This window comes from Streptomyces hygroscopicus subsp. hygroscopicus (assembly GCF_030269125.1).
Lineage (GTDB): Bacteria > Actinomycetota > Actinomycetes > Streptomycetales > Streptomycetaceae > Streptomyces > Streptomyces hygroscopicus_C.
This window is the reverse complement of sequence record NZ_BSSM01000018.1, coordinates 19,515-44,471: the sequence shown is the minus strand read 5'-3', so window position 1 is coordinate 44,471 and position 24,957 is coordinate 19,515. Positions and strand designations below refer to the sequence as shown.

Here is a 24,957-nt window from a genome sequence, read left to right as displayed (position 1 = left end):
GCGGGAAGTGCACGAAGAGGGCTGGTGACCGTGGTCACCAGCCCTCTTCACTCATCGACCGCGGCGGTTCACGGCCTCACAGATAGAGCCCGGTCGAGTCCTCCGAGCCCTCGAAGCGGTCCGCGGCCACGGCGTGCAGGTCGCGCTCGCGCATGAGGACGTACGCCACGCCCCGCACCTCGACCTCGGCCCGGTCCTCCGGGTCGAACAGGACGCGGTCGCCGGGCTCCACGGTCCGTACGTTCTGCCCGACCGCGACGACCTCGGCCCAGGCCAGCCGGCGTCCGACCGCCGCGGTGGCGGGAATCAGGATGCCTCCCCCCGACCGCCGCTCGCCCTCACCGGTCTCCTGCTTGACCAGCACCCGGTCGTGCAGCATCCGGATGGGCAGCTTGTCGTGCTGCGGGGTGCTCTGCGTGTGTCTGTTGGCGCTCACACCTCGAACCTACCTGCCTTCACCGCGCCCGTGGTCCCCCGGGTGGCCGTCACGTCGGTGCCGTGCCCGCCGGGGGCCTTTCGGCCGCGGCCGCCCGGGGCCGTGGCGTCCGTGCGCCCACGACCGTCCGGGACGACCGCCGCGCAGGTGTCCGTGCCGTCCCGGGGGCCGCCGGGTCAGCGCCCGCGCCGCCGGGACAGGGCGACCAGGCCCACGACCCCGGCCACGACGAGCGCCGCCGGCACGACCCGCTCCGTCCGCAACCGGCCGTACTCGTCCGTGAACTGCGCCCTGACGTCACTGACCACCCGGTTGACCTGCACGTACGCACGTCCCACGGTGTGGTCGACATGGGCCACGGCCTTGGCCTTCACATCCCCGACGATCGTCTTCGGGTGCACCCGCACCCCGATCTCGTCGAGCGTCTCGGCCAGCACTTCGCGGCGGCGCCTGATGTCCGCCTCGATCTGCGCCGGGGTTCTGGTGTCCGCCGTGTCCGCCACCGTACGGCCTCCGAAGTCTGCCGAAATCCTGCTGTTGCTGTTCCGGACAGTCTGTCAGCTCCTGTCCGAGCCGCACCGCAAGGGCCCCCGGTTACGCTGGTCCGATGAGCGAGCGACTCCAGCCGGGGGACGTGGCCCCCGCCTTCACCCTCCCGGACGCCGACGGCCACGAGGTCTCCCTGGCGGACCACAAGGGCCGCAAGGTCATCGTCTACTTCTACCCCGCGGCCCTCACACCCGGCTGCACCAAGCAGGCCTGCGACTTCACCGACAACCTCGACCTGCTGGCCGACGCCGGCTACGACGTCATCGGCATCTCCCCGGACACCCCGGAGAAGCTCGCCAGGTTCCGCGAGAAGGAGTCCCTCAAGGTCACCCTGCTCGCCGACCCCGACAAGAAGGTCACCGAGGCGTACGCCGCCTACGGCGAGAAGAAGAACTACGGCAAGACCTACATGGGCGTCATCCGCTCCACGATCGTCGTCGACGAGGCCGGCAAGGTCTCCCACGCCTTCTACAACGTCCGTGCCACCGGCCATGTAGCCAAGATCATCAAGGATCTGGGCATCTGACCCGCTGCCCGGCCGCTAGCATGGCCGGGCAGCACCAGGCGGCCGTGGTGGAATTGGCAGTCACGCTGGGTTTAGGTCCCAGTGGGGTAACTCCCGTGAGGGTTCGAGTCCCTCCGGCCGCACCGGAGCCCGGCCGCGCGCGTGCTCAGCCGAGCAGCTCCCGCACCACCGGCACCAGCGCCCGGAACGCCTTCCCCCGGTGGCTGATCGCGTTCTTCTCCTCGGGGCTCAGCTCGGCGCACGTCCGGCTGTCGCCGTCGGGCTGGAGGATCGGGTCGTAGCCGAAGCCGTTCGTGCCGGCGGGGGCGTGGCGGAGGATGCCCCGCAGTCGGCCCTCGACCACGCGTTCCGTGCCGTCCGGCAGGGCGAGGGCCGCGGCGCAGGCGAAGTGCGCGGCGCGGTGTTCCTCGGCGATGTCGGAGAGCTGGGCGAGGAGCAGGTCGAGGTTGGCCCTGTCGTCGCCGTGGCGGCCGGCCCAGCGGGCGGAGAAGATGCCGGGGGCGCCGTTCAGGACGTCCACGCACAGGCCCGAGTCGTCGGCGATCGCGGGCAGCCCGGTGGCCTGGGCCAGGGCGTGCGCCTTGAGCAGGGCGTTCTCGGCGAAGGTGACGCCGGTCTCCTTGACGTCGGGGATCTCGGGGTAGGCGTCGGCGCCGACCAGCTCGTGGGGGAGCCCGGCGTCGGCCAGGATGGCCCTCAGCTCGGTGATCTTTCCGGCGTTGCGGGTGGCGAGGATCAAGCGGGTCATGCCGCCCAGTATTCCTCGCCCGGGATTCACAGCCGCGCCTGCCCCGCGCCCTTCAGCGCGTGCAGGTCGAACACCCCGGCCATCCTCGCGAAGCCCGGGTCGCTGGGGTGCAGATGGTCGCCGGAGTCGTAGTCGGGGCGCAGGCGGCGGGGGTCGTACGGGTCGCGCAGGGCCTTGTCGAAGTCGGCCACCGCGTCGTACACCCGCCCCGCGCGGATCTGCGCGTTGATCCGCTGCCGCACCGCCTCCCGGGCGGGGGTCCAGCCCCGGTGTCCCCGGAACGGCATGAGGGTCGCCCCCACGACCTTCAGCCCGCGCGCGTGTGCCTCGCGGACCAGGGTGCGCAGTCCGGTGAGGACGCGGTCGGGCCCGTCGAGGTGCGGGTCGCGCAGGATGTCGTTGACGCCGAGGTCGACGACGACGACTTTGACGTCGGTGCGGGCGAGCGCGTCGCGTCCGAAGCGGCCGAGCCCGCTCTGGTTCTCCGGGGGGCGGCCGAGGCCGTCGGTGAGGACCTGGTTGCCGCTGATGCCCTCGTTCACGACGCTGTAGCGGGGCAGCCGCTGTCCGCTTTCGAGGGCGGAGCGCAGCCGGTCGCCGAGGACGTCGGGCCAGCGGCGGTTGGCGTTGACGGTGGAGGTGATGCCGTCGGTGAGCGAGTCGCCGAAGACGACGACGGTGCCGTCGGCCTCGTTGCTCAGCACGTCCAGTGCGGTCAGATAGCGCCAGTAGGGCGTCCGCCGGGTGTAGGGGGCACCGGTGGCGTCCTCGGTGCGGTCCCCGGTGGCGACGTAGGAGGTCTGCCGCGCGTGCGGGTGGTAGGTGACCGGCCCGGACGGGGTGGGGGAGTAGGTGGTGACGAGGACGTCGGTGTCGTGGGGGACGAGGAGGCGCACCGCGTCGCTGACGACCTGTTCGCCGGCGGGTATCACGACGCCGGTGGCACCGTCGAAGGTGAGCCGCCGCATCGAGTCCGCGTCGGCCGCGGCGGTGGCGTCGCCGGCGGACAGCGCGATCGTGGCGTGGGTGATGTCCAGCGGTGTCTGGCCGTAGAGGTTGGACAGCGTGACGCGGGCACTCGTACCCCCGGCGTCCGCGTGGACGACGTTGCGCACCGAGTGGCCCGCGAGGCCGGCGGTCTCGGTGCCGGGCTCGCCGCCGACGGGGGCGCTCGCCCAGGAGCCGACCCAGGTGCCGGTGGAGACGGGTGCGGCGGAGGAGTCGCGGTGCGGGCGGCCGTCGGCGAGGGCGCCGCCGGTGGCGTGGTCGCCGGCCCCGGCGGTGACGTAGATCCCCGCGCTCACGGCCAGCACCAGCGCGACGAGCGCGCCGATCAGGGCGAGGTACTTCGCGCGGTGCCGTGCGCGGGGCGCCTGCGGGGCCGCGTCCTGCCGCCTGTCCACGCTCGTGCCGTTCTCCTCGGGCGAGGGAGCCCCGGGCTCCGATCTTGATGAGTCCATGATGCTTCATGGGCCGGGCGGACCGGCGGGGCCCTGGACCGGGCCCCGGGGCCCGTGTCCCCGCCGGAACAGACGCCGGGAACTCCTGTTCCGTTCCGGGAGTAGGTCAGGAGGGGACAATTGTGCGCGGGATCACCGAACGGGTGGAGCTGATGGAACCTACCGAGACGGGTGCGGCGGCGTCGTACCGGACCATGACGGCCTTTACGCCGGCCGACGAGGAGCGCCGGCGCGGGGTGCGGCGGATGAAACTCACCGCGACGGGTCTGCTGCTGTTCGTGGCCGTGGTCTACGTCCTGTCCAAGCTGGCCGGGAGCGCGGGTGCGGGGGCGTGGGCGGACTACGTCTCCGCGGCGGCGGAGGCGGGCATGGTGGGCGCGCTGGCGGACTGGTTCGCGGTCACCGCGCTCTTCCGGCACCCCCTGGGGCTGCCCATCCCGCACACCGCGATCATCCCGACCAAGAAGGACCAGCTGGGCGTCTCGCTGGGCGAGTTCGTGGGGGAGAACTTCCTGTCCCAGGACGTCGTACGGCAGCGGCTGCGCGCGGTCGGCATCGGCGCGCGGCTGGGCGCCTGGCTGGCGGAGCCGGAGCACGCGGACCGGGTGACGGCGGAGCTGGCGACCGCGTTGCGCGGGGCGCTGACGGTGTTGCGGGACTCCGACGTCCAGGCGGTGGTGGGCGAGGCGATCACCCGGCGGGCGGGGGCGCGGGAGATCGCGCCGGGGCTCGGCAAGATGCTGGAGAAGGTCGTCGCCGACGGCGGCCACAAGCGGGCCGTGGACCTGGTGGTCTCCCGAGCCCATGACTGGCTGGTGCTGCACGGCGACAACGTGATGGGCGCGGTGCAGGGCGGGGCGCCCGGCTGGACGCCGCGGTTCGTGGACCGCAAGGTCGGCGAGCGGGTGTACCGGGAGCTGCTGCGGTTCTGCGCGGAGATGCGGGACATGCCGTCCCATCCGGCGCGCGGCGCGATCGACCGCTTCCTCACCGACTTCGCCTCGGACCTCCAGTCCGACACCGAGACCCGGGCGCGGGTGGAGCGGCTGAAGGGCGAGGTGCTGGGCCGCGGTGAGGTGCAGGACCTGATCGCGTCCGCCTGGACGGCCGTGCGGTCGATGATCGTCGCGGCGGCGGAGGACGAGCGCAGCGAACTGCGGACGCGGCTGCGGTCGGCGCTGCTGTCCCTGGGCACGCGGATGGCGGGCGAGCCGAAGATGCAGGAGAAGGTGGACAGCTGGCTGGAGGGCGCGGCGGTGCACGTGGTGACCACGTACCGGGCGGAGATCACCTCGCTGATCACGGACACGGTGGCGGGCTGGGACGCCGAGCACACCACCCGGAAGATCGAGGCGCACATCGGTCGCGACCTGCAGTTCATCCGGATCAATGGCACGGTGGTGGGATCACTGGCGGGACTGCTGATCTTCACGGTGTCGCGGGCGGTGGGTGGCTGACGCGGGGTCACCGGACGCCTGGAACGGGGTGACGAGGGCACCCGTCGTCCTGCCGTCCCTCCCCGTGGAGGGGCGTTCTCGACGAGGAGGGAGCCCATGACAGGAGCCGAGAAGGCGTCGCCGGAAGCCGGAAGGACCATCAGCACCGCCATCCCCGCCCGTCTCGACCGCCTCCCCTGGTCCCGCTGGCACTGGACGATCGTGATCGGCCTGGGCACGGTGTGGATCCTGGACGGCCTGGAGGTCACGGTCGTCGGCAACATCGCCAGCCGTCTGGCCGAACCGGGCAGCGGCCTGTCGATCACCTCCGGCCAGATCACGGGCGTGGCCGCCGCGCTGTATGTGGCGGGCGCCTGCGTGGGCGCGCTGTTCTGGGGCCGGCTGACCGACCGCTACGGCCGCAAGAAGCTCTTCATGATCACCCTTGCGGTGTATCTGGCGGCGACGGCTCTGACGGCGGTCTCCTGGGAGGCCTGGTGGTTCTTCCTGTTCCGCTTCCTGACCGGCTTCGGCATCGGCGGCGAGTACGCGGCGATCAACTCGGCGATCGACGAGCTGATCCCGGCCCACTACCGCGGCCGGGTGGACCTGATCGTCAACGGCAGCTTCTGGCTGGGCGCGGTGGGCGGCTCGCTGCTGTCGATCGTGGCGCTGGACACCGGCCTGCTGCCGATGAACGTGGGCTGGCGGCTGACCTTCGCGCTGGGTGCCGTACTCGCCCTGGTCATCCTGCTCGTACGACGGCACGTTCCGGAGAGTCCGAGGTGGCTGCTGATCCACGGGCGGGACGAGGAGGCGGAGGAGATCGTCGCCGGCATCGAACGGCGGGTGGAGGCGGAGAAGGGCGTCCGGCTGCCGGCGACGGATGCCCGGCTCGCCGTCCACCAGCGCAGGAGCATCACCTTCCGGGAGATCGCCCGTACGGTCTTCGGCCACTACCGCAGGCGGGCGGTGCTCGGTTTCTCCCTGTTCATCGGGCAGGCGTTCCTGTACAACGCGATCACCTTCGGCTTCGGCGCGATCCTGACGCGCTTCTTCGCGGTGCCGGCGGACCGTACGGGCTACTACTTCGCGGTCATCGCCATCGGTAACTTCTGCGGCCCGCTGCTGCTCGGCAAGCTCTTCGACACGGCCGGCCGGCGGGTGATGATCTCCTCGACGTACCTGCTCTCGGGTCTGCTGCTGTTCGGCACGGCGTGGTTGTTCGACCGGGGGGTGCTGAGTGCGGCGACGCTGACGGCGTGCTGGTGCGCGGTCCTCTTCTTCGCCTCGGCGGGCGCGTCCAGCGCGTACCTGACGGTGTCGGAGATCTTCCCGATGGAGACGCGCGCGATGTCCATCGCCTTCTTCTACGCCCTCGGCACGGCCGCCGGCGGCATCAGCGGACCCCTCCTCTTCGCCGACCTGACCGGCACGGGCCGGGTCGGCGACACGGTCCTGGCGTTCTCCATCGGCGCGGCGCTGATGTGCGCGGCCGGCTTGGTGGCGGCGGCACTGGCGGTACGGGCGGAGCGGCGGTCGCTGGAGGACGTGGCGCGGCCGCTCACGGCGGTGGGGGAGGGGGCGGGGGCGCCGGGGGCCTCGGGGCCCGGCGGGCGGGGGCCGGGTGCTCCGGGGGCTTCCCCCGGCTCCCAGGGACCGTCCGCACCCCCACCCGCGGCGAGCAGGCCGTAGCCCTCTCGGGCGGTCTCCCGCCTGCTCAGGCCCTGCGGTCGGCGACGGCCCAGGAGGCGAGGGCGACGGCACCGGCGACACCGAGGACGGAGGGCCAGGCGCCGATCTTCTTGGCGAGCGGGTGGGATCCGGCGAAGGCGGCGACGTAGGCGGCGCCGAGCACGCCCGCGGCCGTGGCCCCGGCCTGCTTGCGCCACTGCTGCGCCGCGGCGGCGCCGGCGACGGCGAGCACGGCCCCGCCGAGCGGCCGCTTCTTCGTCCACCGGGCGACCCCGTACCCGCCGACGAGTCCGCTCGCGGCGACGACAGCGCTGGGAACCTTGGCCATGAGTGCCTCCGAATGTCGTAGAGGATGCCGAGGCTAACGCGCAGACCGCTCGACTTACGTAACCTGAGTCGTGGCTTGTCAACTTTCCGGCTTCGAGCTATATAAGTAGCCGTAGGGCATCGCACCCAGTGCCAGAAGAAGGGAGTGACCCGTGATGCTCATGCGTACCGACCCGTTCCGCGAATTCGACCGACTCGCGCAGCAGGTCCTCGGCAACACCGCTCGTCCGTCCGCGATGCCGATGGACGCCTACCGTTCCGGTGACGATTTCCTGGTCCACTTCGACCTCCCCGGCATCGACCCGGAGACGATCGAGCTGGACGTCGAGCGCAACGTCCTCAACGTCCGCGCCGAGCGCCGGAGCCCCGCCCCCGAGGACGCGCAGACGGTGGTGGCCGAGCGGCCGACGGGCACCTTCACCCGCCAGCTCTTCCTCGGCGACACCCTGGACACGGACCGCATCGACGCCTCGTACGAGGCCGGCGTCCTGACCCTGCGCATCCCGGTCGCCGAACAGGCCAAGCCCCGCCGCATCCAGATCACGGGCGGATCCGCGCCCCGTAAGCAGCTGAGCAGCTGACGGATCCCGCCCACCGGACCGGGGCGAGGGCGGGACCGGCGCTCCCGAAGTCCCGCCCTCGCCAAGGCCGTTCGGCCCCAACGAAGTGCCCACATGTCTCGAACTGCCCTCCGCGTGGCGGGGTACCCCATGGATGCCCAGCGCCCTGGAGAAGGAGCCACCACGATGACCACGACGGTGACCAAGCCGCAGCCGACGACCACCCCGACCTCCACCCCGTCGCCCCGCTGGAGGGAACTGACGGAGGCCGTCCGCGAGGCGGGTCAGTACCCGACGAGCGCGGAGGCGGAACGCATCACGCGCATCGTCCTGTCCGCCCTGGGCGGCCATGTGACCGGCGACGAACGAGTGGCCCTCGCCCAGGCCCTGCCCCCCGAGGCCGGCCACGTCATCGCCTCCCAGATACCCGCGACCCATCCCCTGACGGCCCGCGAGTTCGTCGAATCGGTCTCCACCCGCATCGAGGGTTCCACCCCGGCCACGGCCCGCTGGGACGTCAGCTCCGTCCTCAGCGCCCTCGCGACCCAGGTGGGCACCCCCCTCACCACCCGCGTCCTGGCCCAACTGCCGCCGGGGTACGCGCTGCTGTTCGGGAGGGCGGATCTGTCGGCTACGGCCTGACCGGCGGAAGCTCCGCGGGGGCCTGCTCGGCCAGGCTCGGGGCGGGTCCCAGCCGGGGGTGCTTCCGCTGCGCGTACGGTCCGACGATCTTCGTGCGGACGAGCAGCGTCATCGCCCTGCCGTCCCGGCTCCCGAGGCCGGACCGGCGCTCGCGCCGTACGCGATCGGCCAGAGCCGGGACAGCGGGGGAACCGGCCCCCCGGAGGGCACCGCCAGACCCGGCATCTGCGGATGCCGCAGAAGCTGCTCACCCCCGCGGACACGCAGCCTGAACATCTCGGGTCCTGGTCTTCCGGAGGCATCGAAGGCGTCGACAACGGCTTCCACACGCTCCCACAACCCCACCGTCCCAGCCTCGCGCACCTCCCACCCGCACCCACTCGGAACGAGGGAGGCGGCGGAACCGCTGACGACGTCGACCAGCACCACGGTGTCGCCGGCGGTGGTGAGCTGCGCGTCAGGCACGGCGCACTGGGCGAGGTAGCGCAGGTGAAACGCCTCCGCGGTGGCAGCCGTGATCCTCTCGGGTCCGTACCGCGCGGGCCTCGCCTTCTCCGGTAGTCCCGCCACCCAGTGGGCGGGATTGCCGAAAGCGGGTGCGGCGTGGGCGCGGGCGGACATGAAGGAGACCGTGCCCGGCAGCAGCGGCCCCTCGGCGGTGCCGTCCTCGGCGACGGTGAGAAGGACGCGCGCATAGCCGTACAACCAGCCGGACAGAGTCAGCAGGACCTTCCCGCCCGGCCTGGTCTGCGCGATGAGCGCGGGCGGCACGGCGCGAAACGAGCAGGTTGCCACGACGCGGTCGAAGTGCGCCTCCGGCCAGTAGCCGTACCGCCCGTCGGCCACCGCGAGCGTAGGCGTGTAGCCGCAGCTGTGCAGCGCCGTCGCCGCTGTCTCCAGCCGCCGCGGGTCGACTTCGAGACTCGTGATGTCGGCGGAGCCGAGCCGTTCGCAGGCCAGTGCCGTCGAGTAGCCGCTCCCGGTACCGATCTCCAGCACGGTGTGTCCCTCCGCCACTTCCGCGTCGGCCCACATGCGCAGGACGAGCGAGGGCAGGGTGGACGACGAAGTGGGCGCCCCGCCGTGCCGTACCCGGGGTGCGGCCCAGTCGGGCTCCTGGTCGTCGAACTGTGTGATCAAGGTGCTGTCGGAGTACGAGGCTGCCAGCCAGCGGCCGTAGTCGAGGTCGGCGGTGACGGGCTCCCATACGGTCAACCCGTGTTCGTCGGGCTCCTGCGCGGGGAGGTAGAAGCCGGGTACGAAGCGGTGCCGTGGCACCGCTGACACCGCCGCTCGCCAAGCGGGGTCACCCAGCGCGCCGCTTGTTCCGAGCGACTCCGTCATCGCCTCGCGCAGCCTGACGGCATCGGTCTCAGGGGCAGCGGGCATCATCATGGGCTGTGCTCTCCTCCACGCTCAGAATGTCGGCGAACGCCTCGGCAATGGCTGGGGCGTCCGGCAACCAGCCCCACTGGCCGTTCGGATTGCACTCGATCGCCCACCAGTCCTCCGGGTCGTCGCCAGAGCCGGTGAGAGCGAAGTCGAAGCACCCGAAGACCAGACCGAAGGACGCCAAGTAGCTCAGCAGTGCGGTGTGGACCGAAGCCGGTACGCCGACGGGAGAGTGGACCAGGTGGTCCCAGTCGCCCTTGCGCCAGTCCAGAGCGCCGCTCGGGTTGGTGATCACGTGCGCGAAGACCCGGCGGCCGACGACGGTGACCCGCACATCACCGGTCTTCGGGATCTCCGCCTGGAAGAGATGCGCCGTCACGACGACCGTCTCGTCCAGGGTGCACGGATCGATCCGCTGGGTCCAGATGGCCCCGGCTCGGCCGTCCTCGCCCGGAGGCAGCCCGCGGAACGTCTTGTAGACGATGTGCTCGTGATCGGCGGCGAACTTACGCGCCTCTTGTACGTCGTTGGTGATGAGCGTCGGCGGAACTCGCAGCCCGAGTGCGGCGAACTGCCGAAGCTGGGCGGGCTTGAAGTCCGCACGGGCCACGGCGGAGGGGTGGTTGACGTACCGCGCGCCGTGCAGAGCACCGAGGACACCGCCGAGTCCGTGCCGCGCCTCGGCGACGACGAAGTCGCGCTGCTGCCGTGGAAGACACCCGGGGGCGGCGTACGGGCTGGGACGACGCCAGTAGACCGCTGCTACCTCCTCGATCCCGACCTCTCGGGTCGGGGTACGCAGTCGTCCGTGCCAACCCGGCAACTCCTCACCCAGGTGGAACCCGAACATGAGCGCAGGCCCGATGTCCGCGGGGTCGACACGGACGACCGGTACGCCCCTCTCGTTCAGCACCTCGACGACCCGGTCCGCGGTCAGGTCCTCCAGCGCGGTGACGACCAGTACGGTCGAGCCCATCACTCAGTCCGACTCGTAGTCGGTGGTGTGGTCGTCCTGCGTCTGAGGCTGCGGTCCCTGCCCGTCCCCACCCCCGGACACCGAAGTCGTACCCGTCGTCCTGGACGTGCCGTGCTTGCCCATCTCGACCAACTGGCCTTCGGCGTCCGTGTAGCGGGCGGTCAGGGAGACGGGGTCCAGGGCGACCGAGGCGTACAACGGGGGCCCGACGGGGAGCCGGTCGGTGACGAGCCTTAGGGCCCAGGGAGCTTGAGGAGTCGGAGTACGCATGGGTTGGTTCACCTTCCGTGTTTCCTGTAGGTCAGAGGGATTGCATGCTGGCGGGGTCCGGTAGCCGGGATCGGCCACGCGTGATCAACGAGACGATGGCTCGTGGTGCGCAGAGGTCGCCCTCGTAGCGCGGGGGAACGACCCAGTACGTGCCGGGCGGTTGCTGCTGGTCGAGTCGCGGGACTCCGAGGTAGGTGCCTCGCCCAAGGCACGTGGCGATGGCCTCGTACGCCCAGGCCAGACCGGCGTCCGCCTGGATCAGGGCGTAGTACGTGCCACCCGAGGCCCGACGGTCGTAGATGATCGAGCCGCCCAACAACTCCCCGACCGCGCAGGCCACCTGGTCCCGGTCACAGAAGTCGACGGCGGCATGCACCACGTCCTCCGGCATCCGCACCGCGGCAAAGCGAACGCCGAGAGGCAGTAAGGCAACGCCCTGGGTGGTCCACTCGGCTCGGGCCTGTTCCGGAGCCGGATGTACCCGGGCCAGCCATTCGCCGATGGCTCGGTCCAAGGCTCCTTGGGTGTCCAATGAGCAGCCTCCTGTTCTGATTCCCCTCTGGGATACGCAGCCCAGAGTTCTGTAACCAGGTGGCAGATACGAGGACTTGAGGAGGTCGCCGTAAGGGCGCAGTCCGGTCTTCCATGCCCTCTTGCGAGGGAAAGCCTGCCCAAGTGAGGACCGGATGTGCGACTGTTGAAGCAGCCGCCGCAGCAGGAGGTGTCCAAGTGCCCAGGCCCACCGGCAATGTCCGACTCAAGGCCGCTCGTGTGGCCGCCGGATTCAGCTCACAGCAGGACTTGGCAGATGCCCTCGCTCGGCATGCCAAGGACATGGGCATCCGAGGGCTGTCGATCGGGGTACGGCAGGTGCGCCGATGGGAATCGGACACCCCACCCTGGCCACAGCCCGACTGCCAGCGGGTGCTCGTTCACCTCCTCGGGCAGAGCATGGAGGCGCTCGGCTTCACACCCCCGTGGGGTTCCGGCGGCGCGCAGGTACCTGATCATGCACAGCGCGTTCTTGTAGCCAGTGGTGCGGCTTCCCTCGGCCTGTCAGCCCCGCATGGTCGAGCTGTCGCGGCTTCACAGCCATCCACTGTTGGCGCCGACTTTCAGGCTGTCACCCGATCTCATCGCCGTCTCTACTGGTCTGTCGCCCCACCCCAGTTGCACCCTGCCGTAGTCGCACACGCCATGCTGGGCTGCGCCATCCTGCCTGAGACGGCGGACCTGACACGCCGTACGATCGCGGCGGCACTGGCAGAGACCTACCTTCTGGCAGGGCGGATCGAGTTTTTCGACCTCAGCGAACCGAGCACCGCCCACGACACCCTTCTCTTGGCGCTGCAAGCTGCGGGTGAAGCCGACGATCCACTGCTCGGCTCGGCCATTTTGGCGCACATGGCGTTTATTCCGGCCTGGGCGGCGGACCGCGACGGAGCCTTGGAGCGAATGACAGCCGCACGCACGTACGCTCGCCGCACCTCCGCATCCGCCGAGTTCCTTGCCTGGCTTGATGCAGTGGAGGCTGAATGCGAGACGCGGTGCGGTAACATCCGCACCGCGTTGCACCTGATCCATCATGCCGAAGACGTCCTGATGGTTGGGAACGATCACGCGTCGCCGGACTGGCTTGACTGGTTCTCCCCAGCTCGCTTGGCGGCCTTCAAGGGAAACACTCAACTGGTGGCGGGCCACCTTCCACAGGCCCGCGAGAGCCTGCTCCATGCTCTGGCCGCAATGACTCCCGCGGAGGACAAGCAACGCTCAGTGATTTATGGCGACTTGGCGGCAGTGGAGACAGCATCAGGAAACCCGGAGCAGGCATGTGAGTATGCGGGTAAGGCATTGGATCAGTTGGCCGTCACTTGGTATGCGACGGGCATGGATCGAGTGCGCGGTGTCCGCCGTGCACTGTCCCCCTACCAGCACGAGCGTTGTGTCCGTGACCTTGATGACCGGTTGTACGACTGGGGAACGACGCTCAACGTGTTGACCCGTTGAACTCCTTGATCAACGCAGACAGTTCGAGCAGGCTGTCCACCCGGAAGGTAGGCAGTTCCCTGGCTTCAGTGCTGCTCCACTGAATGGTTGCCCAGGGCCCGCGATGCACGAGTGCAGTGCGCATGCCTGAGCGGTGGGCCGGCTGGATGTCATTGTCGCAACGATCCCCGACGTAGAGGATCTCATCAGCGTCGAACGGCACAGCCTCCGCAACCCGCTTGAAGAACTCGGGGTCGGGCTTGCTGGCGCCCCAGTCGTCCGAGGTTCCGATCAGGTCGACGTCGTTGGAAAACAGTTTGCGCAAGATGTGTCCTGCTCGGACGGTCTGATTCCCCGCGATACCCAGCCACACCCCGTCGGCCCGGAGCTGCGCCAAGGCCGGTCGGACGTCGGGGTACACGTCTTCCTCCCCGAAGGTCTCCGGCTGCCCTGCGGCGGCCCGCTTCTCGCGCTCCTCGTAGAGGTCGAACCCCGGACGGAACTCCTGGAAGACCTCCCGGTAGTCCCGCCCCTGCGCGATGACAGCTCCGAACATGGCATGGAACGTGTGTCGAGGCACCCCCAGCCAGTCGGCCCAAGTCCCGTACTCCCGGGTCTCGTCTACCAGGCACTCACCTACGTCGAAGACGACCGCGTGCATCATGCAAGGCAGGGTACCGCCGTGTAGGACTGCTCTCCTTCGGGTAATCAATGAGGGGACTATGAGCAATAACTAGCCAGCTTTGAGCGATCGCGTGACACAAGTGATCACCTTGCTTCACCATGGTGCGATGGGTGAGCGAGTCATTGGTCACATTGAGGGCGTAGCCTCAGGGGCAATCTTCCGGCGTCGGACCGACGTGCGGCGTGCCCATCTGCATGGCGACACGCAGCGGGGTATCTCTCGACTGAAAGACGCCGACGGCATTTATGTAGCGGACGCCATCGTCTTGAATGGCGGTTATGAAGACGATCGGGATGACTGGGTTCGAGTTAAGTACACCGGGGCCTCTCCCGACAAGGATAAGGCGCCAGATGGTAAGAGGCTTCTGCGGAGCCAGTCGTGGGAGTATCGAGATAACGCTGCGCTCAAGCTGAGCTTCGAGCGTAAATATCCCGTCCGCATCATCCGTGGTCCGGAAGGAGACGAGCGGTACTCGTTGCCTGACGACTACAGGTATGACGGGCTCTATGAGATCACGGAGATCCGCACTGCCGTGTCTATCTCCCCTGCTCCGGACGGATCGCCCATACATATATGCCAGTTCGAGTTGGAGCGGCTTCCGCAACCTGAACAGGAGTTGACAGATGCTGAGCGGGGCATCGCATCCGTGTTGCAGCAGCAAGAGCTGATCCAGGAAGAGGATGATGTCGCTGTTCAGGGGGAACCTGGGTGGTCGGACTCGGAGAAGTTCCCCAGGGTGCGGCCTGCCTCGATCCAGCGGATCGTCCGCGATGCTGCCACGGTGCGTCGTGTCAAGGAACTCTACGGGCATGAGTGCCAGATGTGCGGCTTGCGATTGGTTGGGTCAGATGAGAGGCCCTATAGCGAGGGTGCCCATATCAAGCCGCTGGGTAAGCCGCACAATGGACCGGACGTCGAGAGGAATATCCTCTGCCTCTGTCCTAATTGTCATGTAGCCCTTGACATAGGGGCAGTTGTTATAGATGACGATTGGTCGATCGTCGTCCGCGCAGGATTGTTTGGTGACAACGTCCGAGCGAAGCTCAACCGACACAAGAGGCATCGAGTGCACGAAGAGTATGTGCGCTACCACCGAGAGTGGTGGCAACAAAAGCGAGGCTCCAGCCGGCCGTAAGGCTGGAGCCATCTATATGGAGAATTAGGTCGGCGCGGGGTTGAGTTAGTCACTCGCCCCCGTGGCACTCCCCATATCCCCGCCCCACCCCACACCAACACTCCGCCCCCCTCCCCGGCGGCCAAGCCACCGCCCGCCCCCTCGCCGCCAGTGTCGTCGCGTACTGGGGGAGCAGGGTCGGGTCGTCCGGGGACGTCGCCTCGGAGGCGGCGAAGGCCTCGTAGGAGGGGACCGTGCCCGTGACGATGCCGAGGTTGGGGGTGCCGGAGGTGGAGAGTTCGCGGAGGGAGGACTCTATGGTCGACAGGTGGGCGGAGTGGGAGGGGTACTCCGCGGAGAGGGTGGGGTAGGCCGAGAGGAGTTCGGCCAGTTCCGGGGCCGGCCAGTGGAGGACGGCGACCGGGAAGGGGCGGGACAGGGCCTCGCGGTAGGCGCCCAGTTCGGTGCGGAGGCGGGAGATCTCGGCCTCCAGCTCGGCGGGGTTGTCGGAGCCGAGGGACCAGACGCGCTTGGGGTCGTGCAGTTCGTCCAGGGTGACCGGGGCGGTGTGGAGGGTGTCGGCCAGGGTGTCCCAGTCGTCGTGCGGCAGGCCCCGCATGCGGCGGACGCGGTGGCGGCCGTAGAGGAGGGGGTGCAGGGAGAGCGGGGGCTCCGCGGAGTCCGGGAGCAGCAGTCGCGCGGCCTGCGTGAACGTCTCCTCCGCCGACTTCAGCTCGTCGTGCGACTCCAGGGACTCCGCGATGATCACCCAGGGGCCCGGGTCGTGCGGGGCCGTGGTGCGGATGCCCTCGATGATGGCCCTGGCCTCCGCCTCATGGCCGTACTCCCAGAGGTTGGACGCCTTCAGGGCCCGTACCAGCGACGGGTTCTCCAGGGTGGCCGGGGTGGACAGCAGGCGGTCGTAGACGGTGGTGGCCGCGGGGCGGTCGCCGGACAGCTCCAGGTGGGCCGCCGCCCGCAGGAGCAGGGTCTCCGCGTCCTCCGGGTACAGGCCGGCGGTCCGCTCCAGGCGTGCCGCTTCGGCGGTGTGGTCGACATTCTCGGCAGGCGTGTCGGGGCGCATGGGGGACACCGTACTGCCGGGCGCCGACAAACGTGAGGGCGGTCCGGCGGGGGTGATCCCCCAGGGGGACACCCCGCGTGCACCGGATCCTCGGGGGCATACCCCGGGGCGCATCCCGGGCGCACAGGGCCACTCGCTATCTTCTGTGCGGACGGAGACATCCACGCGGACATCCGTCCGTGGGGACACCTGGACGTGGGGTCGGGATGCGGGTGACGGGGGAGCTGGTCCACGCCGATCGGGAGGGGCTGCGAGCGGCCCGGCCGGAGGAGGAGGGCGGGGACGCGGGCGCGCTGCCCCGGTACTGGCCGCTGCTCCTCGTCGGTGCCGCCGTCGTGCCCGGCACCCTTCTCTTTCTCGTCGGGCGGTGGGGTGACGCCCCGGCCGTGCAGGCGTGGCGGACGGTCGCACTCGCGGTCACCGTGCAGGCGCTGCCGTTCCTGCTGCTCGGCACGGCCCTGTCCGGGGCGATCAACGCGTTCGTGCCCGAGCGGGTGTTCCGGCGCATGCTGCCCCGGCGGCCCGTGCTCGCCGTGCCGGTGGCGGGGGTGGCCGGGGTCGTGCTGCCCGGGTGCGAGTGCGCGTCCGTGCCGGTGGCCGACAGCCTGATCGGCCGGGGGGTCACCCCGGCCGCCGCGTTCGCCTTCCTGCTGTCCGCGCCGGCCGTCAACCCCGTCGTCCTCACCGCCACGGCGATCGCCTTCCCCGGCAACCCGGCCATGGTGCTGGCCCGGCTGCTCGCCTCGCTCGCCACGGCCGTCGCCATGGGGTGGCTGTGGCTGCGGTTCGGCAGGACGGAGTGGCTGCGGCCCGCCGTACGGCACACCGGGCACCAGAGCGGACACAGCCGCCTGGACGAGTTCCGGACCGGGTTCCGGCACGACTTCCTGCACGCAGGCGGGTTCCTCGTGCTCGGGGCGATGGCGGCCGCCACCTTCAACGTCGCCGTGCCGCGCTCCGTACTCGCCACCTTCACCGGCACGCCCTGGCTGTCCGTGCTCTTCCTGGCCGCCCTCGCCGTGCTGCTCGCCGTCTGCTCCGAGGCGGACGCCTTCCTCGCCGCCTCGCTGACCGGCTTCCCGCCGGTCGCGCGGCTGGCGTTCATGGTGGTGGGGCCCATGGTCGACCTGAAGCTGATCGCGCTCCAGGCGGGGACCTTCGGGCGGGCGTTCGCCGTACGGTTCTCCGCCGCCACCCTCGTCGTCGCCGTCGCGTGCAGCGCGCTGGTCGGAGGTGCCCTCCTGTGAAGCGGACGCTCCAGTCGGGCCTGCTCGTCCTGTGCGGACTCGGCCTGCTGCGCATCTCCCTCGTCACCGACCTGTGCCTCCGCTACGTCAAGGAGAGCATGCGGCCCCTGCTCATCGTCTCCGGGTGCGTGCTGGTGCTGCTCGGGATCGTCAGTGCGGTCCTCGACCGGAAGCGGCACGATCAGGAGTACGACGGCCACGGGCACGATCACTCCCGGGTGCCGCGCGTCGCCTGGCTGCTGCTGCTCCCCGCGGTGAGCCTGCTCTGCTACGCCCCGCCCGCCCTCGGCGCGTACACCGCCTCCCGGCAGCCACCCGAAGCCATCGCCCACCAGGGCGGGTTCGGGCCGTTGCCCGCCGTCTCGCCGTTGCCCATGACCCTGTCCGACTTCACCAGCCGGGTGCGGCAGGACCGGGCGGGGGCCGTCAAGGGGCGCACGATCCTGATGACCGGCATCGTCACGCCGCACGGCAAGGGCGGCTGGGACCTGACGCGGATCATCATCAGCTGCTGCGCGGCGGACGCCCAGTCGGTGAAGGTACGGGTCTACGGCGGGCCCGTGCCGCCCGCCGACACCTGGGTCGCGGTCACCGGGACCTGGCACCCGGGCGGCACGCTGGGTACCGGTTCCGCGGCGGTCGCCCTCGACGCCCGTACGGTCGAGAAGGTCCCCCGGCCCGTCAACGGCTATCAGGACGCCCTTCCGCTGCCCACCACCCGCACCCGCTGAAGCCGGCGCCGGCCATGGCTGGTCGGGGACGCCCCGCCCGTCGTGCGGGCGACTGCCGGCGCAGCTGGGCGCAGGGGGCCGAGCGGGAGGCCGAGGCGGTGGAGCGGGAGAGTGGAGAGGGGGCCGCGCTGCTCACGCCCTGGGCACCGCTGACGCCCCGGGCACTGCTTTCCCCGGCACCGCTTCCACCCCCCCGGCACTACTTCCGTTCCCGCAGCACCAGCACCCCGACCGCCCCCGTCAGCGCCAGGCCCGCCGAGACCAGGAGGGCGAGGTTCGTGCCGTGGGCGAGGTGGCCGTCGGAGGTGGCGAGGGCGATGGTGAGGGCGACGCCGACGCTGGAGCCGATGTAGCGCAGGGTCTGCTGGGCGCCGGAGCCCATGGCGGCGCGTTCGCGGGGGACGGAGTCGACGGCGAGGAGGGGGAGGGCGCCGTTGAGGAGGCCGCTGCCCACGCCGCCGACGACCAGGCCGGGCAGGAGACGGGTCCAGGAGCCGGAGCCGATGGCGCCGAGCATGGTCAGCACGCCGACGGCGTGCAGGGCGAAGCCCAGCGCGAGTTGGACGCGTGGGGCGATGGGCAGGCGCTTGACCTGGAGGGCGACGGCGAAGCTCAGGCCGGACCAGAGCAGGAGCAGGCCGGCCGTGGCAGGCGGGGAGAGGTGCATGGTCTGCTGGACGACCGCGGGCAGATAGCTGAAGACGGCGATCACCGCGAGGCCCGTGAACAGGCCGCCCGCCGAGGAGGCGAGGAAGCCGGGGCGGCGCAGCAGGCCCAGGTCGATCATCGGGGTGCCGGAGCGCCGTTCGACGGCCACGAAGAGGGCGATCAGCGCCACGGCCGCCGCCAGCAGCAGGCCCACCGGCGCGCGCAGCCAGCCGTCCCGGCCGAGGGTCAGCGCGGCGACCAGGGCGACCAGGGCCAGTCCGAAGGTCAGCGCGCCGGGTATGTCGGGGCGGCCGCCGCGGGGCGCGCGGGACTCGGCGAGGGTGCGGGTGCCGAGCGCGGCCAGGAGGAGGGCGGCCGCACCGAGGACGCCGTAGCCGACGCGCCAGTCCGGGAGCGCGGACGCCACCAGGGGGCCCGCGGCGATGCCGCCGCTGACGAACGCGCCCCACACGCCGGTCGCGTGCAGCCGGCCGCGCGGGCTCGGGAAGGCGTGCACGATCAGGCCGAGGGCGCTGGCCAGCAGGGCGGCGCTGGCGGCGCCCTGGGCGATGCGGGCCAGGGTGAACTGCCAGGTCGACGTGGTCAGCGCACCGAGCGCGGTGGTCAGACCCAGGGCCAGGGTGCCGGTGAGGAAGATCCGGCGGCGGCCGTAGTCGTCGGCGAGGCTGCCGGCCACCAGGAGGAGGGCGGCGAGGCCCAGCGGGGTGCCGTTCAGGAGCCATGCCTGGCCGGAGAGCGGGGTGTGCAGGGCGGCCGCCGTCTGGGGGAGCGTGACCATCGGGGCCGTGTAGTTCATCAGGGTCACGGCGGTCGCCGCGCTGACGAGGGCGAGGGTGGCGCGGGGGCGTGCGGGGACGTCGGGCCCGGCGTGCGGGGCTCCCGCCGTGCGCGTCGTACGCGTCCCAGGCACCCCATGCGCCCCGTGCACCCCGTGCGCCTCGCCCACTGCGGCGGAATCGAGCCCGGTCATGGCAAGTCCTCAGTTCGGTGATTGAACCTAGCTGTCCCGCTCACCGTAACACGGTCGGTTCGGTCACTGAACCTAACGTCGGAAAGTGGCTACAGTGGAGGCATGGCACTGGGCAAGGACTACGCGACACAGGAGTGCTCGATCGCCCGCGCGCTCGAGATCGTCGGCGAGCGCTGGACGCTGCTCGTCGTGCGGGACGCGCTCTACGGCGTGCGGCGCTACAACGACTTCCTCGTCCACCTCGGCATCCCGCGCGCCGTCCTGGCCGCCCGCCTCCAGACGCTGACCGCGGAGGGGATCCTGGAGAAGCGCCGGTACCAGGAGTCGCCGCCCCGGGACGAGTACGTGCTCACCGAGCGCGGCATCGCGCTGTGGCCCACCCTGCGCGCCCTCGGCGCCTGGGGCCGCGACCACTTCGTCGGCGGCCGGCTGCGCTACTTCCGGCATGCCGCGTGCGGCACCGAGATCGGGCCGTACGGCGAATGCGCCCTGTGCGGAACCGTGGTGCCGGTCTCCGACGTTGTCATGGAACCGGGTCCCGGGCTCGATCCGGACCCGGCGGACCCGGTCAGCCGCGCCCTGCTCAAGCCGAAGCGGCTGCTGGAACCGCTGGAGACCGAGCAGGCATAATCGGCGAGACGCCGGTCGGGGAAGGGAGGGACGACGATGAGCCGCGCTCGTAGCCGTGCCGTCGCGTTCCTGCCGGCTCCCCTGTTCCTGCTGCTTCCCCTCGCGCTCCTCGACACCGGCGGCCTCACCACCGCCGTCGCGCTCGCCGCGACCGCCGCCGCCGGTTCCGCGCTCGCCCTGTGCGCCGTGCTCGCGGCCGGCCGCGTACCGGCCGTGCCACGCACCCGCGTCCGTACGGCGATACGCGACCGCGCCCGGCGTACGGCCTTCCTGCCCCAGCGCGATCCCGACGCGCCCGGCCGCCGCAGGCCCCGGGCGCCCGGACGGACCCTCCCGGCGACCACCGCGTAGGGCACGTCCGCACTCCGTGACCCCGCGCGGGTCGTCCTGCCGACATCACCTCCCACCCGGCACGACGAGACCCCCGGAGGGCTCACCCATGTCCGTCTTCTCCGTGTTCGCACACCTGGTCGAGCGGCTCGCCGACCTGCTCGCACCGGTCTGCCACGGCGCCGCGACCGCCGCCGCGATCGTCCTGTTCACCGCGCTCGTACGCCTCCTCGTCCACCCCCTCTCCCGCGCCGCCGCCCGGGGCCAGCGGGCGCGGGCCGCCCTCCAGCCGAGAATCGCCGAGCTGCGCCGGCGGCACGCCAAGGACCCCGAGCGTCTGCGGCGGGCGGTCCTCGAACTGCACGCCGAGGAGAAGGTCTCGCCCCTGTCCGGAATCCTGCCGAGCCTGCTCCAGCTCCCCGCGTTCTTCCTGCTCTACCACCTGTTCTCCGGCACCTCGGGCAACGCGCTGCTCGCCCACCGGCTGTTCGCGGCGCCGCTCGGCGGACGATGGGCCGACGCGCTCGCCGACGGAGGGGCGTTCGGCGGGGCCGGGGCGGTCTACCTGGGGCTCTTCACGCTCGTCGCGGGCGTCGCCTTCTTCACCTACACGCGCACGAAGAAGCAGATGGCGCAGAACCCGGTCATGGCCGCCGCCGGTGGCGAGGAGCAGGTGCCGGGGCTCGGCGCGGTCGGCAGGGTGATGCCGTTCCTGTCCTTCCTCACGCTGGTCACCGTGGCCGTCGTACCGCTCGCCGCCGCGTTGTACGTCGTCACCAGCACGACGTGGAGCGCGGTGGAACGGGCCGCGCTGTACCGGCGGCCGTAGCCGGGGAAGCCGGAGTCACGGTCCAGTACGTGAACAGGGTCTTGCCCGGTGGACGGGGGAACCGGAGGATCGTCCGGTCCTCCGACGGCTGCACACGTCGGCCGGGCGCCCGCGACCGAGGGAGATGGTGACCGTGAAGCTGCTGCGAGTGGGGACGGCCGGGGCGGAGCGGCCCGCGCTGCTCGACGCCGACGGGACCCTGCGCGATCTGTCCGCACTCGTGGACGACATCGACGGGGCGTTGCTCGCCGACGAGGCCGCGCTCGGCCGGGTGCGGGACGCCGCCGCGGCCGGTGGGCTGCCCGAGCTGGACGCGGCGGGGCTGCGGATCGGGCCGCCGCTCGGGCGCGTCGGGAAGATCGTGTGCATCGGGCTCAACTACCACGACCACGCGCGCGAGACCGGCGCCGAGCCGCCCGGCGAGCCGGTCGTCTTCCTCAAGGCGCCGGACACCGTGGTCGGGCCGAACGACACCGTGCTCGTGCCGCGCGGCTCCGCCAAGACCGACTGGGAGGTGGAGCTGGCCGTCGTCATCGGGCGCCCGGCGCGGTACCTGGAGTCGGCCGAGGAGGGGCTCGCGCACGTCGCCGGGTACGCGGTCGCGCACGACGTCTCCGAGCGGGAGTTCCAGATCGAGCGCGGCGGGACGTGGGACAAGGGCAAGAACTGCGAGACGTTCAACCCGCTCGGGCCGTGGCTGGTGACGGCCGACGAGGTGCCGGACCCGCAGCGGCTGTCGTTGAGGCTGTGGGTCAACGGGGAGCTGAAGCAGGACGGTACGACCGCGGAGCAGATCTTCCCCGTGGGCGAAGTGGTGCGGTACGTCAGCCGTTTCATGACGCTCCACCCCGGCGACGTGATCAACACGGGCACCCCGGCGGGGGTGGCGCTGGGGCGGCCCGAGCCGAAGCCGTATCTGCGGGCCGGGGACGTGGTGGAGCTGGAGGTCGAGGGACTCGGGCGGCAGCGGCAGGAGTTCCAGGACGCGTAGCCGCTCCACCGGAGCGCGGGGGAGCTGCGACTTCGTCGTCGGGCGCGGGTGGTCCGCGCGCCCACGCGGCGGAGCCGCAGATCAGCCCCGCGCCCCGGGGGCGGGGCCGGTCACCTCAACAGCAGTGCCAGCCTGCGCCACTGCTCCCTCGGGAGGTCGGCGCCGGGGTTCTCCGTCACCACCTGGAGGGCCACGTGGTCGGCGCCCGCCTGGTGGAAGGCGCGGATGCGCGAGCTGATCCGGTCGTCGGTGCCCCAGGCGAAGACCGCGTCGATGAGGCGGTCGCTGCCGCCGTCGGCGACGTCGTCCTCGCTGAAGCCGAGACGGAGGAAGTTGTTGGTGTAGTTGGGGAGTTCGAGGTAGCGGGCCAGGTAGGCGCGGGCGATGTCGCGGGCGCGGGTCGGGTCCGACTCCAGGACGACCTTGAACTCCGGGGCGAGCAGCGGTCCCCGGCCGAGGATCTCGCGGGCCTTCGCGGTGTGCTCGGGGGTGACGAGGTAGGGGATGGCGCCGGCCGCGCGGTCGCCGGCCAGGTTCAGCATCCTGGGGCCGAGCGCGGCGAGGACGCGGCGGCCGGCCGGGACGCCCGCCTTGTCCAGCTCGTCCAGGTAGTCGACCATCGCGGAGTACGGCCGGTGGTAGCCCTCCACCCGGGGGCCGTGGCTGACGCCGAGGCCCAGCAGGAAACGGCCGGGGTGCGACGACTCCAGCCGGGCGAAGTCGGCCGCGGTCGTGGCGGCGTCCCGCTGCCACACGCTCTGGATGCTGGTGCCGACGGTGATGTGACGGGTGACCCCGATGAGCGGGGCGGCGTTCTCCGCGGTGCTGTTGCCGCCGAGCCAGATGGCGCCGAAGTCGAGTTCCTCCAGCTCGGCGGCGGCGTCCTCCTGCTCGCCGCGCCGGGCGGGGTCCTCGGCGCGCAGCCCGACGTCCCAGACGCCGTGCCGGCCGAGGCGCTCCTTCAGCCGTCCTGTGGTGTCACTCATGCGTGCGATCCCTCCGGGTGGTGGGGCGGTGCTGCTGCGATCATCACGTCTGTGCCCACTGCCAACCGGAGGGCGGTCCGGCTGATTCCCCGGGTTCCCTCAGTCGGTTGATCCCCTGGTTCCGTCAGTCGGTCGAACGGCCGAGGAACTCCTCCAGCGCCGCGACCACCAGCCGGTGGTCCTCGATCTGCGGCAGGCCCGAGACGGTCACCGCGCCGACGACGCCCACGTGTGCCACCCGGATCGGGAACGAGCCGCCGTGGGCCGCGTACTCGCCCGGGTCGAGGCGGGAGGAGTCCTCGAAGGTGGTGCCCTTGGCGCGGAAACGGGAGCCGACCAGGTAGGAGGAGGCACCGTAACGCTCGACCACCCGGCGCTTGCGGGCGATCCAGGCGTCGTTGTCCGGGGTGGAGCCGGGCAGCGCCGCGTGGAAGAGCTGCTGGCCGCCGCGGTGGATGTCGACGGCGACCGGCGCCCGGCGCTCGCGGGCCAGCTCGACCAGCAGGGACCCGAGGGCCCAGGCGTCGTCGTACGTGAACCGGCGCAGGACCAGGCGGTCCTCCTGGGCCTCCAACTCCTCGACGGAGGGGGCGAGCCGCTGGTCCGCCATCAGAGGGTCACCGCCACCTTCTCCTGGGCGGACCTGCGGGCCGCCTCCAGTACGTCGAGGGCGGCGGCCGCCTCCAGGGCGGTCACCGGGTTGGGTCCCGCGCCGGTGAGGGCGGCGGCGACGGCCGCGTAGTAGGCGGGGTAGTCGCCGGGCAGGGTCTTCACCGGGGTGCCGCCGCCGGTCAGCGGGGATTCTCCGGCGCCGATGCGGCCGTACAGCGACTCGGGCTCGGCGCCCCACCTGGGCCCGGGGCGCAGGCCCTCGCGCAGGGCGGCCTCCTGGGGGTCGAGGCCGTACTTCACATAGCCCGCCTCGGAGCCCGACACGCGGAAGCGCGGGCCGAGTTGGGGGGCCGTCGCGGAGACGTGGAGGTGGGAGCGGACGCCGCTGGTGTGGGTGAGCGCGATGAAGGTGTCGTCGTCGGTCTCGGCACCCGGGCGGCGCACGTCCGTCTCGGCGTACACCGTCGCGGCCGGGCCGAACAGGACCAGGGCCTGGTCGACGACGTGGCTGCCGAGGTCGTAGAGCAGACCGCCGATCTCGGCCGGGTCGCCGGACTCGCGCCAGCCGCCCTTGGGCCGCGGGCGCCAGCGCTCGAAGCGGGACTCGAAACGGCGTACGTCACCGAGCGCGCCGTCCTCCAGGAGGGTGCGCAGGGTCAGGAAGTCGTTGTCCCAGCGGCGGTTCTGGAAGACCGACAGGAGCAGGCCGCGCTCCTCGGCGAGGGCGGCGAGGGCGCGGGCCTCGGCGGCGGTGCCGGCGACCGGCTTGTCCACGACCACGGGGAGGCCCGCTTCGAGCGCCGCGGTGGCGAGCGGGACGTGCGTCTTGTTCGGGGAGGCGACGACGACCAGGTCCAACTCGCCCGCGCGGGCGAGGAGTTCCTCGGGGGTCCGGGCGAGCGTCACGTCCGGGAACTCGTCGCGGGCCTGCCGCTGCCGCTCCGGGTTCGAGGTGACGACCGTGTCGAGGGCGAGGCCCTCGGTGGCGGCGATCAGGGGGGCGTGGAAGACGGAGCCGGCGAGGCCGTAGCCGATCAGGCCGACGCGGAGGGAGGTGCTCATGCCCTCCACTTTGG

At 71.4% G+C, this 24,957-nt stretch carries 29 protein-coding genes and 1 tRNA gene; 14 read left to right on the top strand and 16 right to left on the bottom strand.

Annotated features, from left to right (window positions below):
• Positions 1-76 precede the first annotated feature (76 nt).
• Entirely contained in the window at positions 77-379 is a 303-nt protein-coding gene (locus QSK45_RS31565; protein WP_143638545.1) for a GroES family chaperonin, read from the bottom strand.
• Between the two features lie 233 nt (positions 380-612).
• Entirely contained in the window at positions 613-939 is a 327-nt protein-coding gene (locus QSK45_RS31560; protein WP_285562314.1) for a DUF3618 domain-containing protein, read from the bottom strand.
• Positions 940-1,043: 104 nt separating this feature from the next.
• Between QSK45_RS31560 and bcp the strand changes: the two genes are divergently transcribed.
• Both bcp and QSK45_RS31550 read left to right on the top strand, forming a co-directional pair.
• The gene (gene bcp / locus QSK45_RS31555) at positions 1,044-1,511 is read left to right on the top strand and encodes a thioredoxin-dependent thiol peroxidase (RefSeq protein WP_285562313.1); all 468 of its coding nucleotides are present in this window, start codon (positions 1,044-1,046) and stop codon (positions 1,509-1,511) included.
• A 38-nt stretch (positions 1,512-1,549) separates the two neighbouring features.
• Positions 1,550-1,633: transfer RNA gene (locus QSK45_RS31550), tRNA-Leu, on the top strand.
• Between the two features lie 23 nt (positions 1,634-1,656).
• Here the strand turns inward: QSK45_RS31550 and rdgB are convergent.
• Both rdgB and QSK45_RS31540 read right to left on the bottom strand, forming a co-directional pair.
• Complete coding sequence (gene rdgB / locus QSK45_RS31545) at positions 1,657-2,259, bottom strand: RdgB/HAM1 family non-canonical purine NTP pyrophosphatase (RefSeq protein WP_285562312.1); 603 nt, start codon at positions 2,257-2,259, stop codon at positions 1,657-1,659.
• 26 nt (positions 2,260-2,285) lie between these two features.
• Positions 2,286-3,662 (bottom strand): SGNH/GDSL hydrolase family protein, encoded by a 1,377-nt coding sequence (locus QSK45_RS31540; RefSeq protein ID WP_490993647.1) that lies wholly within the window; start codon positions 3,660-3,662, stop codon positions 2,286-2,288.
• Between the two features lie 179 nt (positions 3,663-3,841).
• Between QSK45_RS31540 and QSK45_RS31535 the strand changes: the two genes are divergently transcribed.
• Both QSK45_RS31535 and QSK45_RS31530 read left to right on the top strand, forming a co-directional pair.
• Entirely contained in the window at positions 3,842-5,176 is a 1,335-nt protein-coding gene (locus QSK45_RS31535; protein ID WP_490993646.1) for a DUF445 domain-containing protein, read from the top strand.
• A gap of 96 nt (positions 5,177-5,272) precedes the next feature.
• Positions 5,273-6,850 (top strand): MFS transporter, encoded by a 1,578-nt coding sequence (locus QSK45_RS31530; protein ID WP_285562311.1) that lies wholly within the window; start codon positions 5,273-5,275, stop codon positions 6,848-6,850.
• Between the two features lie 25 nt (positions 6,851-6,875).
• Here the strand turns inward: QSK45_RS31530 and QSK45_RS31525 are convergent, their stop codons facing one another.
• Positions 6,876-7,178 (bottom strand): hypothetical protein, encoded by a 303-nt coding sequence (locus QSK45_RS31525; RefSeq protein ID WP_285562310.1) that lies wholly within the window; start codon positions 7,176-7,178, stop codon positions 6,876-6,878.
• Positions 7,179-7,332: 154 nt separating this feature from the next.
• Here QSK45_RS31525 and QSK45_RS31520 point away from each other — a divergent pair, with 154 nt between their 5' ends.
• Together QSK45_RS31520 and QSK45_RS31515 are read left to right on the top strand one after the other, a co-directional pair.
• On the top strand, positions 7,333-7,758 hold the full coding sequence (locus tag QSK45_RS31520; protein ID WP_285562405.1) for an Hsp20/alpha crystallin family protein: 426 nt from the start codon (positions 7,333-7,335) through the stop codon (positions 7,756-7,758).
• Between the two features lie 165 nt (positions 7,759-7,923).
• On the top strand, positions 7,924-8,379 hold the full coding sequence (locus tag QSK45_RS31515; protein WP_285562309.1) for a DUF2267 domain-containing protein: 456 nt from the start codon (positions 7,924-7,926) through the stop codon (positions 8,377-8,379).
• Here the strand turns inward: QSK45_RS31515 and QSK45_RS38675 are convergent.
• The 5 genes from QSK45_RS38675 to QSK45_RS31490 are packed head-to-tail and all read right to left on the bottom strand — an operon-like array spanning position 8,369 to position 11,531.
• The gene (locus QSK45_RS38675) at positions 8,369-8,491 is read right to left on the bottom strand and encodes a hypothetical protein (protein ID WP_490993645.1); all 123 of its coding nucleotides are present in this window, start codon (positions 8,489-8,491) and stop codon (positions 8,369-8,371) included. The genes QSK45_RS31515 and QSK45_RS38675 overlap by 11 nt on opposite strands.
• Positions 8,488-9,774 (bottom strand): ATP-grasp peptide maturase system methyltransferase, encoded by a 1,287-nt coding sequence (gene tgmC / locus QSK45_RS31505; RefSeq protein ID WP_285562308.1) that lies wholly within the window; start codon positions 9,772-9,774, stop codon positions 8,488-8,490. Before tgmC ends, QSK45_RS38675 begins: the two co-directional genes overlap by 4 nt.
• Positions 9,752-10,747: an ATP-grasp ribosomal peptide maturase gene (gene tgmB / locus QSK45_RS31500; protein WP_285562307.1), complete on the bottom strand. Its 996-nt coding sequence runs from the start codon at positions 10,745-10,747 to the stop codon at positions 9,752-9,754. Before tgmB ends, tgmC begins: the two co-directional genes overlap by 23 nt.
• Before the next feature lie 3 nt (positions 10,748-10,750).
• A complete protein-coding gene (locus QSK45_RS31495) occupies positions 10,751-11,017 on the bottom strand; it encodes a putative ATP-grasp-modified RiPP (protein WP_285562306.1) in 267 nt (88 codons plus the stop codon).
• A 31-nt stretch (positions 11,018-11,048) separates the two neighbouring features.
• Positions 11,049-11,531 carry a hypothetical protein gene (locus QSK45_RS31490; RefSeq protein WP_285562305.1) on the bottom strand — a complete coding sequence of 161 codons (483 nt, stop codon included), beginning with the start codon at positions 11,529-11,531 and terminating at the stop codon, positions 11,049-11,051.
• Positions 11,532-11,746: 215 nt separating this feature from the next.
• On the opposite strand from QSK45_RS31490, the gene QSK45_RS31485 reads away from it, so the two are divergent.
• Positions 11,747-13,024: an NsdA family TPR-like regulatory protein gene (locus QSK45_RS31485; protein ID WP_285562304.1), complete on the top strand. Its 1,278-nt coding sequence runs from the start codon at positions 11,747-11,749 to the stop codon at positions 13,022-13,024.
• On the opposite strand, the gene QSK45_RS31480 is transcribed toward QSK45_RS31485, so the two are convergent.
• Positions 13,005-13,667 (bottom strand): HAD family hydrolase, encoded by a 663-nt coding sequence (locus QSK45_RS31480; RefSeq protein WP_285562303.1) that lies wholly within the window; start codon positions 13,665-13,667, stop codon positions 13,005-13,007. The two genes, QSK45_RS31485 and QSK45_RS31480, sit on opposite strands and share 20 nt — an antisense overlap.
• Positions 13,668-13,794: 127 nt before the next feature.
• On the opposite strand from QSK45_RS31480, the gene QSK45_RS31475 reads away from it, so the two are divergent.
• Positions 13,795-14,823 carry a YDG/SRA domain-containing protein gene (locus QSK45_RS31475; RefSeq protein ID WP_285562302.1) on the top strand — a complete coding sequence of 343 codons (1,029 nt, stop codon included), beginning with the start codon at positions 13,795-13,797 and terminating at the stop codon, positions 14,821-14,823.
• A gap of 49 nt (positions 14,824-14,872) precedes the next feature.
• Here the strand turns inward: QSK45_RS31475 and QSK45_RS31470 are convergent, their stop codons facing one another.
• Positions 14,873-15,886, bottom strand: coding sequence for a tetratricopeptide repeat protein (locus QSK45_RS31470; RefSeq protein WP_285562301.1), 1,014 nt, complete (start codon positions 15,884-15,886; stop codon positions 14,873-14,875).
• Positions 15,887-16,092: 206 nt separating this feature from the next.
• On the opposite strand from QSK45_RS31470, the gene QSK45_RS31465 reads away from it, so the two are divergent.
• On the top strand, positions 16,093-17,133 hold the full coding sequence (locus QSK45_RS31465) for a permease (protein ID WP_285562300.1): 1,041 nt from the start codon (positions 16,093-16,095) through the stop codon (positions 17,131-17,133).
• The gene (locus tag QSK45_RS31460; RefSeq protein ID WP_285562299.1) at positions 17,130-17,864 is read left to right on the top strand and encodes a TIGR03943 family putative permease subunit; all 735 of its coding nucleotides are present in this window, start codon (positions 17,130-17,132) and stop codon (positions 17,862-17,864) included. The genes QSK45_RS31465 and QSK45_RS31460 overlap by 4 nt, the downstream gene beginning before the upstream one ends.
• 199 nt (positions 17,865-18,063) lie before the next feature.
• On the opposite strand, the gene QSK45_RS31455 is transcribed toward QSK45_RS31460, so the two are convergent.
• Positions 18,064-19,503: an MFS transporter gene (locus QSK45_RS31455; RefSeq protein ID WP_285562298.1), complete on the bottom strand. Its 1,440-nt coding sequence runs from the start codon at positions 19,501-19,503 to the stop codon at positions 18,064-18,066.
• Between the two features lie 102 nt (positions 19,504-19,605).
• On the opposite strand from QSK45_RS31455, the gene QSK45_RS31450 reads away from it, so the two are divergent.
• From QSK45_RS31450 to QSK45_RS31435, 4 genes are all read left to right on the top strand, one after another.
• A complete protein-coding gene (locus QSK45_RS31450) occupies positions 19,606-20,133 on the top strand; it encodes a winged helix-turn-helix transcriptional regulator (protein WP_285562297.1) in 528 nt (175 codons plus the stop codon).
• A 36-nt stretch (positions 20,134-20,169) separates the two neighbouring features.
• Positions 20,170-20,484, top strand: a complete 315-nt coding sequence (locus QSK45_RS31445; protein WP_285562296.1) for a DUF6412 domain-containing protein — start codon at positions 20,170-20,172, stop codon at positions 20,482-20,484.
• 88 nt (positions 20,485-20,572) lie between these two features.
• A complete protein-coding gene (locus tag QSK45_RS31440; protein ID WP_285562295.1) occupies positions 20,573-21,292 on the top strand; it encodes a YidC/Oxa1 family membrane protein insertase in 720 nt (239 codons plus the stop codon).
• A 133-nt stretch (positions 21,293-21,425) separates the two neighbouring features.
• Complete coding sequence (locus QSK45_RS31435) at positions 21,426-22,283, top strand: fumarylacetoacetate hydrolase family protein (RefSeq protein ID WP_285562294.1); 858 nt, start codon at positions 21,426-21,428, stop codon at positions 22,281-22,283.
• A gap of 110 nt (positions 22,284-22,393) precedes the next feature.
• Here QSK45_RS31435 and QSK45_RS31430 read toward each other — a convergent pair whose 3' ends face one another.
• From QSK45_RS31430 to QSK45_RS31420, 3 genes are all read right to left on the bottom strand, one after another.
• Positions 22,394-23,269, bottom strand: coding sequence for an LLM class F420-dependent oxidoreductase (locus QSK45_RS31430; RefSeq protein WP_285562293.1), 876 nt, complete (start codon positions 23,267-23,269; stop codon positions 22,394-22,396).
• Positions 23,270-23,393: 124 nt separating this feature from the next.
• Positions 23,394-23,879 (bottom strand): heme-degrading domain-containing protein, encoded by a 486-nt coding sequence (locus QSK45_RS31425; protein WP_285562292.1) that lies wholly within the window; start codon positions 23,877-23,879, stop codon positions 23,394-23,396.
• A complete protein-coding gene (locus QSK45_RS31420; RefSeq protein WP_285562291.1) occupies positions 23,879-24,943 on the bottom strand; it encodes a Gfo/Idh/MocA family protein in 1,065 nt (354 codons plus the stop codon). The genes QSK45_RS31425 and QSK45_RS31420 overlap by 1 nt, the downstream gene beginning before the upstream one ends.
• Positions 24,944-24,957 lie beyond the last annotated feature (14 nt).